This is a genomic window from Streptococcus oralis, from assembly GCF_001588645.1.
GTDB lineage: Bacteria > Bacillota > Bacilli > Lactobacillales > Streptococcaceae > Streptococcus > Streptococcus oralis_AB.
The window spans coordinates 43,778-57,853 of record NZ_LAYF01000005.1; the positions used below are offsets into that span (position 1 = coordinate 43,778).

The 14,076-nt window shown below is 42.0% G+C and carries 15 protein-coding genes and 1 tRNA gene; 14 read left to right on the forward strand and 2 right to left on the reverse strand.

Features of this window, described 5'->3' with window-relative positions; genetic code table 11:
- Position 1: 1 nt before the first annotated feature.
- The gene (locus A0739_RS05305) at positions 2-280 is read right to left on the reverse strand and encodes an acylphosphatase (RefSeq protein ID WP_001174620.1); all 279 of its coding nucleotides are present in this window, start codon (positions 278-280) and stop codon (positions 2-4) included.
- 33 nt (positions 281-313) lie between these two features.
- Between A0739_RS05305 and A0739_RS05310 the strand changes: the two genes are divergently transcribed.
- From A0739_RS05310 to A0739_RS05355, 11 genes are all read left to right on the forward strand, one after another.
- Positions 314-1,054, forward strand: coding sequence for a TrmH family RNA methyltransferase (locus A0739_RS05310; RefSeq protein WP_061587298.1), 741 nt, complete (start codon positions 314-316; stop codon positions 1,052-1,054).
- Between the two features lie 54 nt (positions 1,055-1,108).
- Positions 1,109-1,792: a Bax inhibitor-1/YccA family protein gene (locus A0739_RS05315; protein WP_001076870.1), complete on the forward strand. Its 684-nt coding sequence runs from the start codon at positions 1,109-1,111 to the stop codon at positions 1,790-1,792.
- A 109-nt stretch (positions 1,793-1,901) separates the two neighbouring features.
- Positions 1,902-2,894: an aspartate--ammonia ligase gene (asnA, locus tag A0739_RS05320; protein ID WP_000747998.1), complete on the forward strand. Its 993-nt coding sequence runs from the start codon at positions 1,902-1,904 to the stop codon at positions 2,892-2,894.
- A 64-nt stretch (positions 2,895-2,958) separates the two neighbouring features.
- Positions 2,959-3,498, forward strand: a complete 540-nt coding sequence (gene rsmD, locus A0739_RS05325) for a 16S rRNA (guanine(966)-N(2))-methyltransferase RsmD (RefSeq protein WP_061587299.1) — start codon at positions 2,959-2,961, stop codon at positions 3,496-3,498.
- Complete coding sequence (coaD, locus tag A0739_RS05330) at positions 3,488-3,976, forward strand: pantetheine-phosphate adenylyltransferase (RefSeq protein WP_061587300.1); 489 nt, start codon at positions 3,488-3,490, stop codon at positions 3,974-3,976. The genes rsmD and coaD overlap by 11 nt, the downstream gene beginning before the upstream one ends.
- Positions 3,960-4,997, forward strand: coding sequence for a SepM family pheromone-processing serine protease (locus A0739_RS05335; RefSeq protein WP_061587301.1), 1,038 nt, complete (start codon positions 3,960-3,962; stop codon positions 4,995-4,997). The genes coaD and A0739_RS05335 overlap by 17 nt, the downstream gene beginning before the upstream one ends.
- A gap of 55 nt (positions 4,998-5,052) precedes the next feature.
- Complete coding sequence (locus A0739_RS10125) at positions 5,053-5,283, forward strand: DUF1146 family protein (RefSeq protein WP_071788240.1); 231 nt, start codon at positions 5,053-5,055, stop codon at positions 5,281-5,283.
- A gap of 23 nt (positions 5,284-5,306) precedes the next feature.
- A complete protein-coding gene (gene murA / locus A0739_RS05340; RefSeq protein ID WP_033629306.1) occupies positions 5,307-6,590 on the forward strand; it encodes a UDP-N-acetylglucosamine 1-carboxyvinyltransferase in 1,284 nt (427 codons plus the stop codon).
- Positions 6,577-6,771 (forward strand): DNA-directed RNA polymerase subunit beta, encoded by a 195-nt coding sequence (locus tag A0739_RS05345; protein WP_000739700.1) that lies wholly within the window; start codon positions 6,577-6,579, stop codon positions 6,769-6,771. Before murA ends, A0739_RS05345 begins: the two co-directional genes overlap by 14 nt.
- 40 nt (positions 6,772-6,811) lie before the next feature.
- Positions 6,812-7,636, forward strand: a complete 825-nt coding sequence (locus A0739_RS05350) for a DNA/RNA non-specific endonuclease (RefSeq protein ID WP_061587302.1) — start codon at positions 6,812-6,814, stop codon at positions 7,634-7,636.
- A gap of 135 nt (positions 7,637-7,771) precedes the next feature.
- Positions 7,772-9,103: a hemolysin family protein gene (locus A0739_RS05355; protein WP_061587303.1), complete on the forward strand. Its 1,332-nt coding sequence runs from the start codon at positions 7,772-7,774 to the stop codon at positions 9,101-9,103.
- 134 nt (positions 9,104-9,237) lie between these two features.
- On the opposite strand, the gene A0739_RS05360 is transcribed toward A0739_RS05355, so the two are convergent.
- Positions 9,238-9,308 (reverse strand) — tRNA-Cys (locus A0739_RS05360).
- A gap of 298 nt (positions 9,309-9,606) precedes the next feature.
- On the opposite strand from A0739_RS05360, the gene A0739_RS05365 reads away from it, so the two are divergent.
- From A0739_RS05365 to oppC, 3 genes are all read left to right on the forward strand, one after another.
- Entirely contained in the window at positions 9,607-11,586 is a 1,980-nt protein-coding gene (locus A0739_RS05365; protein WP_061587304.1) for a peptide ABC transporter substrate-binding protein, read from the forward strand.
- Positions 11,587-11,652: 66 nt separating this feature from the next.
- A complete protein-coding gene (locus tag A0739_RS05370) occupies positions 11,653-13,149 on the forward strand; it encodes an ABC transporter permease (protein ID WP_061587305.1) in 1,497 nt (498 codons plus the stop codon).
- Positions 13,149-14,075, forward strand: coding sequence for an oligopeptide ABC transporter permease OppC (oppC, locus tag A0739_RS05375; protein WP_033629311.1), 927 nt, complete (start codon positions 13,149-13,151; stop codon positions 14,073-14,075). Before A0739_RS05370 ends, oppC begins: the two co-directional genes overlap by 1 nt.
- Position 14,076: the final 1 nt, after the last annotated feature.

Genomic DNA, 14,076 nt, shown 5'->3' on the forward strand with positions numbered 1-14,076 from the left:
CCTAATTTGCGACTTTGAAGTCCGAATAGGATGAAAAGTTGCTCATTTGTACATCTAGATAGGTAACTTTTGAAAAAGGTGTAGGACCTTTTCGGATTTCTTGGATAAATTTTGCCATAGTGGCAGAGGAGTCTGCCTGAGCAAGAATTTCCACTGTGCCATCGTCGTTATTCCAGACACGACCAGTGATGCCACCGATTTCAAGAGCTAAAGTATAAACACCCCAGCGAAAACCAACACCCTGCACCCTGCCTTGGGCAATCATTCTAACCTTTTGCATACCAAACCCCTTTGATTGTGTTATAATATTTCTATGACTATTATAACCTCAAAAGCCAATTCTGTGGTAAAAAATGCCAAGAAATTACATCAAAAAAAATATCGAAAGTCTGCTTATTTGATTGAGGGCTGGCACTTGTTTGAAGAAGCTGTTCAAGCAGGAGTGACGATTGAAAAGGTCTTTGCCCTAGAAAGTTACCGAGATCAGCTAGCTGCTTTTCCTCAAACTATCTGGGTTTCAGAGGAGATTTTGCGGGATTTGGCAGATACGCAAACTCCTCAAGGGATTATTGCAGTGATTCAAAAAGAGGAAGTGGGACTGCCTGATCTCCATCAGGGTAAGTTTCTATTTTTAGAAGATGTCCAAGATCCTGGCAATGTGGGTACCATGATTCGAACGGCGGATGCTGCAGGTTTTACAGGGGTTATTGTTTCAGACAAGTCAGCAGATATCTACAGTCTCAAGACCCTGCGTTCCATGCAAGGAAGTCATTTTCACTTGCCTATCTATCGTATGCCTCTTGCCACCTTTGTAGAGGAGGCAAAGAAGAGCAATTTGCCTATTCTGGCAACGACCTTATCGAGAGATTCAAAGGATTATCGTGAGCTTTCTCCCTTAGAAAACTTTGCTTTAGTTATGGGAAATGAAGGACAGGGGATTAGTTCTGTCATGGTTGAGAGTGCTGATCAGCTGGTTCATATTGGTATGAAAGGTCGAGCAGAAAGTCTCAACGTGGCAGTTGCAGCAGGCATTTTGATGTTTTATTTCAGCTAATTTATAAAATCTTTGTTATAATCAAGACATATTTATAGAAAAAGGAGAATTAGAATGAATCAAACAATTATTCAAGAACGTTCAGGTCTCAATCAATTTTACGCTAAGGTTTACGCCTTTGTGGGCCTTGGGATTGGTCTATCGGCTCTCGTGTCAGCTTTGATGTTGACGGTCTTTCAGTCCCAATTGGTCTACTTTTTAATGCATGGCCGTCTCTGGTTGATGATTGCAACTTTTGCAGAACTTGCTCTAGTCTTTGTTGCAAGTAGCATGGCTGCCAAAAACAGCCCAGCAGCTCTTCCAGTATTTTTAGTCTATTCTGTTTTAAATGGCTTTACGCTTAGTTTTGTCGTAGCCTTCTATACACCTGGGACCGTATTATCAGCCTTTGTATCCAGCGCCCTTCTCTTCTTTGTCATGGCGGCAATCGGAATTTTCACTAAGAAAGATTTGAGTGGAATGGGACGAGCTTTGATGGCGGCGCTCGTTGGTCTCATCATTGCCATGGTTGTGAATCTATTTTTAGCCAATAGCTTCTTTGACTACATGATTAGTATTGCCATGGTCTTGGTCTTCTCAGGTTTGATTGCTTGGGACAACCAAAAGATTCGCTATGTTTATGAGCAGTCACGAGGACAAGTAGCGACAGGTTGGGTTATTTCAATGGCTCTCAGCATCTACCTAGACTTTATCAACCTCTTCCTTAGCATTTTACGTATCTTTGGTCGAAACGATTAATGAATGACAGAGTCAGTGTTCAAAAGAGCACTGACTTTTTCTTATTTACTCTTTTCTTTTCTTGGAAATAGGTGTATAATGCTTTTAACTAATTTTTGAGGAGCTGTTTATGAAGAAAAGTTTTATTCATCAACAAGAAGAAATTTCCTTTGTCAAAAACACTTTTACCCAGTATTTGAAAGATAAGTTAGAAGTTGTTGAAGTTCAAGGTCCTATCTTGAGCAAGGTCGGGGATGGGATGCAGGACAACCTGTCAGGTGTCGAAAATCCAGTATCCGTCAAGGTTTTGCAGATTCCAGATGAAACCTATGAAGTCGTTCACTCACTTGCCAAATGGAAACGCCACACCTTGGCTCGTTTTGGTTTCGGTGAAGGTGAAGGCCTGTTTGTTCATATGAAGGCCCTTCGTCCAGACGAAGATTCGTTGGACGCGACCCATTCAGTTTATGTGGACCAGTGGGACTGGGAGAAGGTTATCCCAAATGGTCAACGCAATATCGCCTATCTCAAAGAAACTGTTGAGAAGATTTACAAGGCTATTCGTCTGACAGAGCTAGCTGTAGAAGCGCGCTACGATATCGAATCCATCTTGCCAAAACAAATCACCTTTATCCATACAGAAGAGTTGGTGGAACGCTATCCAGACTTAACACCGAAAGAGCGTGAAAATGCGATCTGTAAAGAGTTCGGTGCTGTCTTCTTGATTGGTATCGGTGGCGAGTTGCCTGATGGAAAACCTCATGACGGCCGCGCACCTGACTATGATGACTGGACAACAGAGTCTGAAAATGGCTACAAGGGGTTGAATGGCGATATTCTCGTTTGGAACGAATCTCTTGGTTGTGCCTTTGAACTTTCATCAATGGGGATTCGGGTAGATGAGGACACCCTCCGTCGCCAAGTGGCTCTTACAGGAGACGAAGATCGTCTAGAATTGGAATGGCATAAAGCCCTGCTTAACGGCCTTTTCCCACTGACAATTGGTGGAGGTATCGGACAGTCTCGGATGGCCATGTTCCTTCTTCGTAAGAAACACATCGGAGAGGTTCAGACCAGTGTCTGGCCTCAAGAAGTCCGCGATACGTACGAAAATATTTTGTAGAGAATCGAACCGCAAGGTTCGGTTTTCTTTCTCTTTTTGCCTATAATTTGGTATAATAAACGGTATGAAAATCGTATCAGGAATCTACGGAGGGCGCCCCCTCAAGACGTTAGAAGGCAAGACGACGAGGCCGACATCGGATAAGGTGCGTGGAGCTATCTTTAACATGATAGGTCCCTATTTTGAGGGTGGTCGTGTCTTGGATCTCTATGCTGGCAGTGGTGGTCTGTCTATTGAAGCTGTGTCAAGAGGGATGTCCCATGCTGTCTTAGTGGAACGGGATCGAAAGGCGCAAGCTATCATCGCTGAAAATATCCAAATGACCAAGGAAGTTTCCAAATTTCAGCTCTTAAAGATGGAGGCTGAACGGGCCTTGGAGCAAGTGAATGGTCCTTTTGACCTGATCTTTTTAGACCCTCCCTATGCCAAGGAACAAATCGTTGCAGATATCGAAAAAATGGCAGAAAGAAACCTTTTCTCCGAAGAGATCATGGTTGTCTGTGAAACCGATAAGTCTGTAGAACTACCAGAAGAAATCGCCTGCTTAGGTATCTGGAAGGAAAAAATATATGGGATTAGTAAGGTGACGGTCTATGTCAGATAAAATTGGATTATTTACAGGTTCATTTGATCCGATGACAAATGGACATCTGGATATCATTGAACGTGCCAGCAAACTTTTTGATAAGCTCTATGTCGGGGTGTTCTACAATTCCCACAAACAAGGTTTTCTCCCTGTTGAAAATCGCAAACGAGCAGTCGAAAAAGCGGTGGCGCATTTAGATAATGTAGAGGTGCTGGCTTCTCATGACCAACTAGTCGTAGATGTTGCAAGAAGACTGGGTGCTAAGACCCTTGTCCGTGGCTTGCGAAATACCACCGACTTGCAATACGAGTCTAGTTTTGATTACTACAATCATCAACTGGCTCCAGAAATCGAAACCATTTACCTATATAGTCGCCCAGAGCATCTTTATATTAGCTCTTCAGCCATGAGAGAACTTCTGAAGTTTGGTCAGGAGATTCAGCAATATGTCCCAAACAGTGTTGTGGAGGAATTAGAACATGAAGAAAAAAACTAGATGGCCCTTATATGTCATCCTAGCACTAGTATTGACTTTTTTAGCCTTTGTAGTACCTTTACCTTACTACATAGAAGTTCCAGGTGGAGCGGAAGATATTCGTCGCGTTTTGAAAGTCAATGAAACAGAAGACACAGAACCAGGAGCTTACCAGTTTGTGACAGTTGGGATTCGACACGCCACCCTGTCGCATCTTGTCTATGCTTGGTTAACACCTTTCACAGATATTAGAAGTGCCAAGGAGACTACGGGTGGCTCTACTGATGCAGAGTTTATGCGAATCAATCAGTTCTATATGCAAACTTCTCAAAATATGGCCAAGTATCAAGGACTGAAGACGGCTGGAAAGGATATCGAACTCAAGTACCTGGGAGTTTACGTCTTGACCGTGACGGATAATTCGACTTTTAAAGGCATTCTGAACATTGCAGACACCGTGACGGCTGTTAATGACAAAACATTTGATAGTTCAAAAGACTTGGTCGACTATGTCAACTCTCAACAATTAGGGGACACGGTCAAGGTAACCTATGAAGAAGACGGAAAAGTCAAGTCTGCAGAAGGTAAAATTATCACTCTCGAAAACGGAAAAAACGGGATTGGGATTGGCTTGATTGACCGTACGGAAGTGACCAGTGATGTTCCCATTCGCTTTTCAACAGCTGGTATCGGTGGGCCAAGCGCCGGTCTCATGTTTAGTCTAGCTATTTACACTCAGATAGCAGATCCAGAACTTCGTAATGGTCGCGTCGTTGCGGGAACGGGAACCATTGATCGCGATGGAAATGTTGGCGACATCGGTGGAATTGACAAAAAAGTGGTTGCAGCCTCTCGTCAGGGAGCTAACATCTTTTTTGCTCCTGACAATCCAGTCACTGAGGAAGCAAAAAAAGCAGATCCCAATGCGAAAAGCAACTATGAAACAGCCCTAGAAGCTGCTAAAACGATCAAAACAGAGATGAAAATCGTTCCCGTTAAGACCTTGCAGGATGCGATTGATTACCTTAAAAACAATCCCTAATTCGTAGAAAAATTGAAAACTAGCGCGCAAGCGGATAAGATGGTATAATAGTCAAATGGTTCAATTATTATTCACTCTAAGTAGTCATATACTCTTTATTTATTTGAGTTTTTACCTTTTGAAGGATCTTGTGAGATGGGAAAAGGTTTTAAAAGTGACCGCTACTAACACAAAAAAAGTTCGTTTGTTGGTAGGTTTCTTTAGTATTGTGATGGGCTACATCTTGAGTTCATTCTTTATCGGTTTGTACCAACTGTGGCAAGAAGCACTTAGAGGACTATTATAAAATCAAAAGTAAAGGAAACAACTATGGAAAAAATTGTGGTTCAAGGCGGAGATAATCGTCTGGTCGGGAGTGTGACGATCGAGGGAGCAAAGAATGCAGTCTTGCCCTTGTTGGCAGCGACAATTCTAGCAAGCAAGGGTAAGACAGTCTTGCAGAACGTCCCAATCTTGTCAGATGTTTTCACCATGAATCAAGTGGTTCGAGGTCTGAATGCCAAGGTGGACTTTGATGAGGAAGCTCATGTTGTCGAGGTTGATGCGACTGGTGATATCACGGAGGAAGCTCCATACAAGTATGTCAGCAAGATGCGGGCATCCATCGTTGTCTTGGGACCAATCCTTGCTCGTGTAGGCCATGCCAAAGTTTCTATGCCAGGGGGATGTACCATCGGGAGTCGTCCAATCGACCTCCACCTCAAAGGTTTGGAAGCTATGGGGGCAAAGATTACCCAGACAGCTGGTTACATCGAAGCCAAGGCAGAACGCCTGCATGGTGCTCATATCTACATGGACTTCCCAAGTGTTGGCGCAACACAAAACCTGATGATGGCAGCGACTCTAGCTGATGGTGTGACGGTCATCGAAAATGCTGCGCGTGAGCCGGAAATTGTTGACCTTGCTATTCTCCTTAATGAAATGGGAGCCAAGGTCAAGGGAGCTGGTACCGAAACCATCACAGTGACTGGTGTTGAGGAACTCCATGGTACGACCCACAATGTGGTACAGGACCGTATCGAAGCCGGAACCTTTATGGTGGCTGCAGCTATGACTGGCGGAGATGTCCTCGTTCGCGATGCAGTCTGGGAACACAATCGCCCCTTGATTTCAAAACTCCTTGAAATGGGCGTTGAAGTGACAGAGGAATCAGAAGGCATTCGTATTCGTTCTCAACTTGAAAATCTCAAGGCTGTTCATGTAAAAACCTTACCACATCCAGGATTCCCAACAGATATGCAGGCGCAATTTACAGCTCTTATGACAGTCGCAAAAGGGGAATCCACCATGGTGGAAACGGTGTTTGAGAATCGCTTCCAACACTTGGAGGAAATGCGCCGTATGGGCTTGCACTCAGAGATTATCCGTGACACAGCTCGTATTGTTGGGGGACAGGCTTTACAGGGGGCAGAAGTTCTATCAACGGACCTTCGTGCTAGTGCGGCCTTGATTCTGACAGGTCTGGTAGCGCAAGGAGAGACAGTTGTTGGTAAATTAGTCCACCTTGACAGAGGTTACTACCGCTTCCATGAGAAGTTGGCTCAGCTAGGAGCGAAGATTCAGCGGATTGAGGCAAATGATGAAGAAGAATAAAAATATACGTTATGTACTCCGTCGCTTACTGTTGATTTTTATTGTACTCTTGCTGGGATTCCTTGCCTTAGGAATCGGCTTGATGATTGGCTACGGGATTCTAGGAAAGGGACAGGATCCATGGGCGATTTTGTCTCCAGCGAAATGGCAAGAATTGATTAGTAAATTTACAGGAAATTAGACTGGGAGGCCAGTCTTTTTCTAGAGATATAAGGAGAAAAATGGACAAAAAAACAAGACAAGCTCTGATAGGGTTACTTCTATTCTTACTCTTGGCTGCTGGAAGCTACTACATCAAGCAGATGCAGACAGCGCCAAACACCCCTAGAACCAAGGTTAGTCAGAAAAAACAAGCTTCAGAAGCTCCCAGTCAGGAGCTGGCTGAAAGTGTCTTAACTGAGTCAATCAAAAATCAAATCAAGGGGGGGCTCGAGTGGAATGGAGCAGGGGCCTTCATTGTCAATGGCAATAAAACCAATCTAGATGCCAAGGTTTCCAGCAAACCCTATGCGGATAATAAAACAAAGACAGTGGGAAAAGAAACAGTTCCAACTGTTGCCAATGCCATCTTATCCAAAGCGACTCGGCAGTATAAGAATCGTGAAGAGACTGGAAATGGCTCAACCTCTTGGACGCCACCAGGATGGCATCAGGTTAAGAATCTAAAGGGAGCCTACACACATGCAGTTGATAGAGGACATCTGCTGGGCTATGCCTTGATAGGTGGTTTGGATGGTTTTGATGCCTCTACCAGCAATCCCAAGAATATTGCAGTTCAGACGGCTTGGGCAAACCAAGCACAGGCTGAAGATTCGACAGGTCAGAACTACTATGAGAGTTTGGTCAGAAAAGCCTTGGACCAAAATAAGAGGGTCCGTTATCGGGTAACTCTCCACTATGCAACAAATGAGGATCTAGTTCCATCCGCTTCACAAATCGAAGCCAAGTCTTCAGATGGCGAATTGGAATTCAATGTCCTAATCCCCAATGTTCAAAAGGGAATCCAGCTTGATTACCAAACGGGTCAAGTAACAGTGACGGACTAGAAACAATAGATACAATAAAAATAGCTCCTTTGTCTTATAGAGGCAGGGGAGTTATTCTTTAAATGAAAAATAATGTGAATCCTGATGGATTTTATGATATAATGGAACACAAGATACTATTTTAGGAGAAGGACTATGGAAGACCCGAGCAGTCAGAATTTGTTGCTACAGTTTGTATTGTTATTTATCTTGACCCTGTTAAATGCTTTTTTCTCAGCCACTGAAATGGCGATGGTGTCACTAAACCGTTCCCGAGTGGAGCAAAAGGCAGAAGAGGGAGACAAACGTTACATTCGTTTGTTAAAGGTACTTGAAAATCCTAACCACTTTTTATCAACCATTCAAGTCGGTATCACCTTAATCACGATCTTATCAGGGGCAAAATTGGCAGATACACTTGGACAAGTAATTGCCTCTTGGATGGGGAATGGAGAAACAGCTTATGCCATTGCAAGTTTCCTCTCTTTGGCATTCTTGACCTACATCTCTATTGTTTTTGGTGAACTCTATCCTAAACGGGTTGCCCTTAATCTAAAAGATGCCTTAGCCATTCGCTCTGTTCCGATTATCATTGGGCTTGGGAAGATTGTCAGTCCCTTTGTCTGGTTGTTATCTGCTTCAACCAATCTCTTGAGTCGTTTAACGCCAATGACCTTTGATGATGCGGATGAAAAAATGACTCGAGATGAAATTGAGTACATGTTGACCAAAAGTGAGGAAACTTTGGATGCAGACGAAATCGAGATGTTACAAGGGATCTTCTCTCTAGATGAGCTGATGGCGAGAGAAGTCATGGTTCCTCGGACAGATGCCTTTATGGTGGACATTCAGGATGATAGTCAAACGATTATCCAAAGTATTTTAAAACAAAATTTCTCACGTATCCCTGTTTACGATGGGGATAAGGACAATGTGATTGGTTTGATTCATACCAAGCGTTTGCTAAACGCTGCCTATGCAGATGGCTTTGAAAATATTGTCTGGAAGAAGATCTTACAAGATCCACTCTTTGTTCCTGAAACTATTTTTGTGGATGACTTGCTAAAAGAATTGCGAAATACCCAAAGACAAATGGCCATTTTGCTCGATGAATACGGTGGTATGGCTGGTTTGGTAACTCTGGAAGATCTTCTAGAAGAGATTGTCGGAGAAATCGACGACGAGACAGACCGAGCAGAAATCGAAGTCCATCAAATCGGTGAGGACACCTATATTGCACAGGGAACCATGAATCTTAACGACTTCAATAACTACTTTGGTGTCGAACTAGAAAGCGATGATGTGGATACCATCGCCGGTTATTATTTGACGGGTGTTGGTACGATTCCAACAACTGAGAAAATCAGTTACCAACTGGTCAGTCAAAACAAACAAATCGTCCTGACCAATGATAAGGTGAAAAATGGACGTGTTACCAAGGTAAAAGTTCAAATTACAGAACTAGAACCTGAAGAAGAAACAGAATAAAGCAGTGACTTGAGTCACTGCTTTTTGTAAATCTAGATGGTAGATACAGTTATCCCCACTTATTAGGAATAACAGAAAAAGCCCGATTTTACGGGCTTTTCATTTGGTTAATTCCTGTTCATTCAGGTACTGAAAGGCGGTAGACGGATTTGAACCGACGATCAAGCTTTTGCAGAGCCGTGCCTTACCACTTGGCTATACCGCCTCAACGTTTATTATTATACCTTGAAAATCATTTCCCGTCAATAGTTTCTTATTCTAAAATCCAATTTAGGAAAACAGATGATGATCGAAGAAGTGAGAAAAAGCTTGTAAAAATCCCATTCTAAAGAGGGTCAGACTAGAAAGTATTTCTTGCAGAAACAAACAAAGAATGTAGAAATTTTGACAAATAGAAGTTTTTTGAGGAAATGCGCCTAAATATTCTGAAAATTCGTTTACTTTTTAAAAGATATATGTTATAATTTCCAATAAGCCTAAATTTTTCAAGAGGAGTTAAAAACATGAAAAAAAGTAGAGTATTTGTCGCAGCAGGAATTGCCCTATTAGCAACTGGCGTTTTAGTTGCTTGCGGTTCTTCAAAATCATCTGATTCAACAGCGCCAAAAAATTATGGTTATGTTTATACAGCTGATCCAGAAACGTTGGATTACCTCATTTCAGGGAAACAAAGTACTAAGGTTGCCACTTCAAATGGTATCGATGGTCTTTTCACAAACGATAAGTATGGGAACCTAGTTCCTGCAGTTGCAGAAGACTGGTCCGTTTCAAAAGATGGTTTGACTTATACTTACAAGATTCGTAAAGGAGTCAAATGGATGACATCTGACGGAGAAGAGTACGCAGAAGTTACTGCCAAAGACTTTGTAAATGGTTTGAAACACGCAGCTGATAACAAGTCAGAAGCTCTTTACCTAGCAGAAAATTCTGTTAAAGGTTTGTCTGATTATTTATCAGGCAATTCAAAAGATTTTTCTTCAGTAGGTGTAAAGGCAGTTGATGATTATACTCTTGAGTATACTTTGAACCAACCAGAACCATACTGGAACTCTAAGATGGCTTATTCAATCTTCTGGCCATTGAACGAAGATTTTGAAAAATCAAAAGGAGCTGACTTTGCTAAAGCAACAGACCCTACATCCTTGCTTTACAATGGTCCATTCTTGCTGAAAGGGTTGACTGCTAAGTCTTCTATCGAGTTCGCTAAAAATGAAAACTACTGGGACAAAGACAATGTTCATCTCGATAAAGTTACTCTTGCTTTCTATGATGGATCAGACCAAGAGTCGCTTGAGCGTAACTTTACAAGCGGAGCTTATAGCTATGCCCGTCTCTTCCCTACAAGTTCAAACTACTCTAAGGTAGCAGAAAGCTACAAGGAAAATATCTACTACAATCCATCAGGACCTGGTATTGGTGGTTTGGGTGTGAATATTGACCGTCAAGGATACAAATACACTTCTAAGACAACTGACGAGGAGAAGACTTCTACTAAGAAAGCCCTTCTTAACAAAGATTTCCGTCAGGCTTTGAACTTTGCCTTTGACCGTACGTCTTACTCAGCACAAATTAATGGTAAAGAAGGCGCTCCTCTTGCAGTTCGTAACCTCTTTGTGAAACCTACCTTTGTCTCAGCAGGCGAAAAAACTTTCGGTGACTTGGTAACTGAAAAGATGGCTGCTTATGGTGATGAATGGAAGAACGTAAACTTTGCGGATGGTCAAGATGGACTCTTCAACGCCGATAAAGCTAAAGCAGAATTTGCCAAAGCTAAAACTGCATTGGAAGCAGAAGGTGTGAAATTCCCTATCCACTTGGATATCCCAGTAGACCAAACTTCTAAAGCCTATATTGCACGTATCCAATCCTTCAAACAATCTGTTGAAACAGTACTTGGTGAAGGCAACGTAGTCATTGATATCCAACAAATTTCTAAAGATGAGTTGAACAACATCACTTACTACGCAGCTAGCGCAGCAGCAGAAGATTGGGATCTTTCAGGTGCTGTTGGATGGAACCCTGACTATGAAGATCCATCAACTTACCTTGATATCTTGAAGACAACGAATGCTGAACAAACAAAAACATACATGGGTTACGAAGGTGCAGATAATGCTGCAGCGGCTCAAGTTGGTTTGAAAGAATACGATAAGCTAGTTGATGAAGCTGCTAAGGAAACCAACGACTTGAATGTTCGTTATGAAAAATATGCGGCTGCCCAAGCTTGGTTGACAGATAGCTCACTCTTCTTGCCAGCTATGTCATCAAGTGGTGCTGCACCAATCATTTCTCGTGTTGTACCATTCACAGCATCTTACAGTCAATCTGGAGATAAGGGATCAGACGTATACTTCAAGTATATTCAGTTACAAGATAAGGTTGTAACAAAAGCTGACTATGAACAAGCTCGTGAAAAATGGCTCAAAGAGAAAAAAGAATCAAACGAAAAAGTTCAAAAAGAATTGGCTAACCACGTTAAATAAATAACTCTCAAGAGAACTTTCTCTCCATGAGGAGAAGGTTCTTTTGGGATTTTAAAAGGAAACGATATGAAGAAATATATTTTTATGCGTGTATTGCGTTCATTGTTGTCTATTTTCTTGGTGACAACATTGACCTACACAATTATCTATACGATGGTTCCTCGAAAATTGATTTTCAAGCAGGATACCAACTATAACAAGATTGCAACGACGCCGGACAAGCGGGATAATTATGAAAATACCGTTTATGAGCGGATGGGCTATATCGAGTACTACGATACCAAGGAGTTGCAAGAAAAAGCTAGCACGATAGACTCATCTGTAACAGTAGATGCCAATGATACCAACAAGGCAATCTACGAAAAATACATCAACCAACTAGGAAATGGTTGGACGCTAGGTGTATTCTCAGAAAGTGGTCAATTCTATGCTACGCGTGAAATTCCGATTTTTGAACGTGTTTTCAAATTCTATGCCAACTTGATTGATATTGATCATACAAACAAGATTCAAGACCCTGAAAATCCAAACTTGCAACGCTATCTTCGTTTTGAGAATGACCCTGCTATCGGTTGGTCATTGGTTGGTTCAGGTACAAAACACAAATACCTTTTGTATTTCAACAATCAATTCCCATTTGTACACCAAAACTTTGTGAACATTAACTTGGGTGACTCTTACCCAACTTATGCAAACACACCAGTGCTTCAAGTTATCACACAAGGTCAGGGACAAACTAAGACATCAGAAGTTCAATTCCCTATGGGTAAAAAGACTTCATCTGTAGATATTTACTCTCGTACCTACAAATCTCCAAGTCAAGCAGATGCGCGTGAGGTAGCCAACTATGGTAAAGACGATCCATATACAGCTACAGAAAGTAACTATCAATACCCATCAATGATTGCAAGCTCAGCGGTTGCTGGTTTGATTGGTTTGATCATTTCGTATGCGATTGCGATTCCTCTTGGATCTGCCATGGCTCGCCACAAGAATACTTGGATTGATAGCTTCTCGACAGGTGCTCTAACCTTCTTGCTTGCACTTCCAACGATTGCCTTGGTTTATATCGTCCGCTTGATTGGATCATCCATTGGTCTGCCTGACTCATTCCCTATTTTGGGTGCTGGAGATTGGCGTTCTTATGTCTTGCCAGCAGTTATTCTAGGTTTGTTGGGTGCACCAAGTACGGCTATCTGGATTCGTCGTTACATGATCGACTTGCAATCTCAGGACTTCGTTCGTTTTGCTCGTGCAAAAGGTTTGTCTGAAAAAGAAATTTCAAATAAACACATCTTTAAAAATGCCATGGTTCCTTTGGTTTCAGGTATTCCTGGTGCTGTAATCGGGGTTATCGGTGGTGCAACATTGACAGAAACGGTCTTCGCTTTCCCAGGTATGGGTAAAATGTTGATTGACTCTGTTAAGGCATCAAACAACTCAATGGTAGTTGGTCTTGTCTTCATCTTCACATGTATTTCTATCTTCTCACTCTTTGTAGGAGACATCTGGATGACCATGCTTGATCCACGTATTAAATTGACAGAGAAAGGAGGCAAATAATGTCAACAATCGGAAAAGAAAAATTTCAGTTCGTAAAACGTGACGATTTTGCCTCTGAAACAATTGACGCCCCTGCCTATTCATACTGGGGTTCTGTATTTAGACAATTTCTAAAGAAAAAATCAACAGTCATTATGTTGGGGATTTTGGTTGCCATTATCTTGATGAGCTTTATTTATCCAATGTTCTCAAACTTTGACTTTAACGATGTAAGTAAGGTCAATGACTTTTCTGCTCGTTTTATCAAACCCAATGCTGAACATTGGTTTGGTACAGATAGTAATGGTAAATCCTTGTTTGACGGGGTTTGGTTTGGTGCGCGTAACTCTATCCTCATCTCTGTCATTGCAACTTTTATCAACCTTGTAATTGGGGTTATTGTTGGTGGAATCTGGGGAATTTCAAAATCTGTTGACCGTGTCATGATGGAAGTTTATAACATTATTTCAAACATTCCATCTCTCTTGATTGTCATTGTCTTGACTTACTCAATCGGTGCTGGTTTCTGGAATCTGATTTTTGCCATGAGTGTGACAACTTGGATTGGGATTGCTTATATGATTCGTATCCAAATCATGCGTTACCGTGACTTGGAATACAACCTTGCTTCTCAAACACTTGGAACACCAACCTTTAAAATCATCGTTAAAAATATCATGCCACAATTGGTATCTGTTATTGTTTCTACGATGACCTTGATGTTGCCAAGCTTCATCTCTTATGAAGCCTTCCTTTCCTTCTTTGGATTGGGATTGCCTGTAACAGTGCCAAGTCTGGGACGCTTGATCTCAGATTACTCACAAAACGTTACGACCAACGCTTACTTGTTCTGGATTCCATTGACAACCTTGATCTTGGTGTCTCTTTCTCTCTTCGTTGTTGGTCAAAACCTAGCGGATGCTAGTGATCCACGTACACATAGATAGG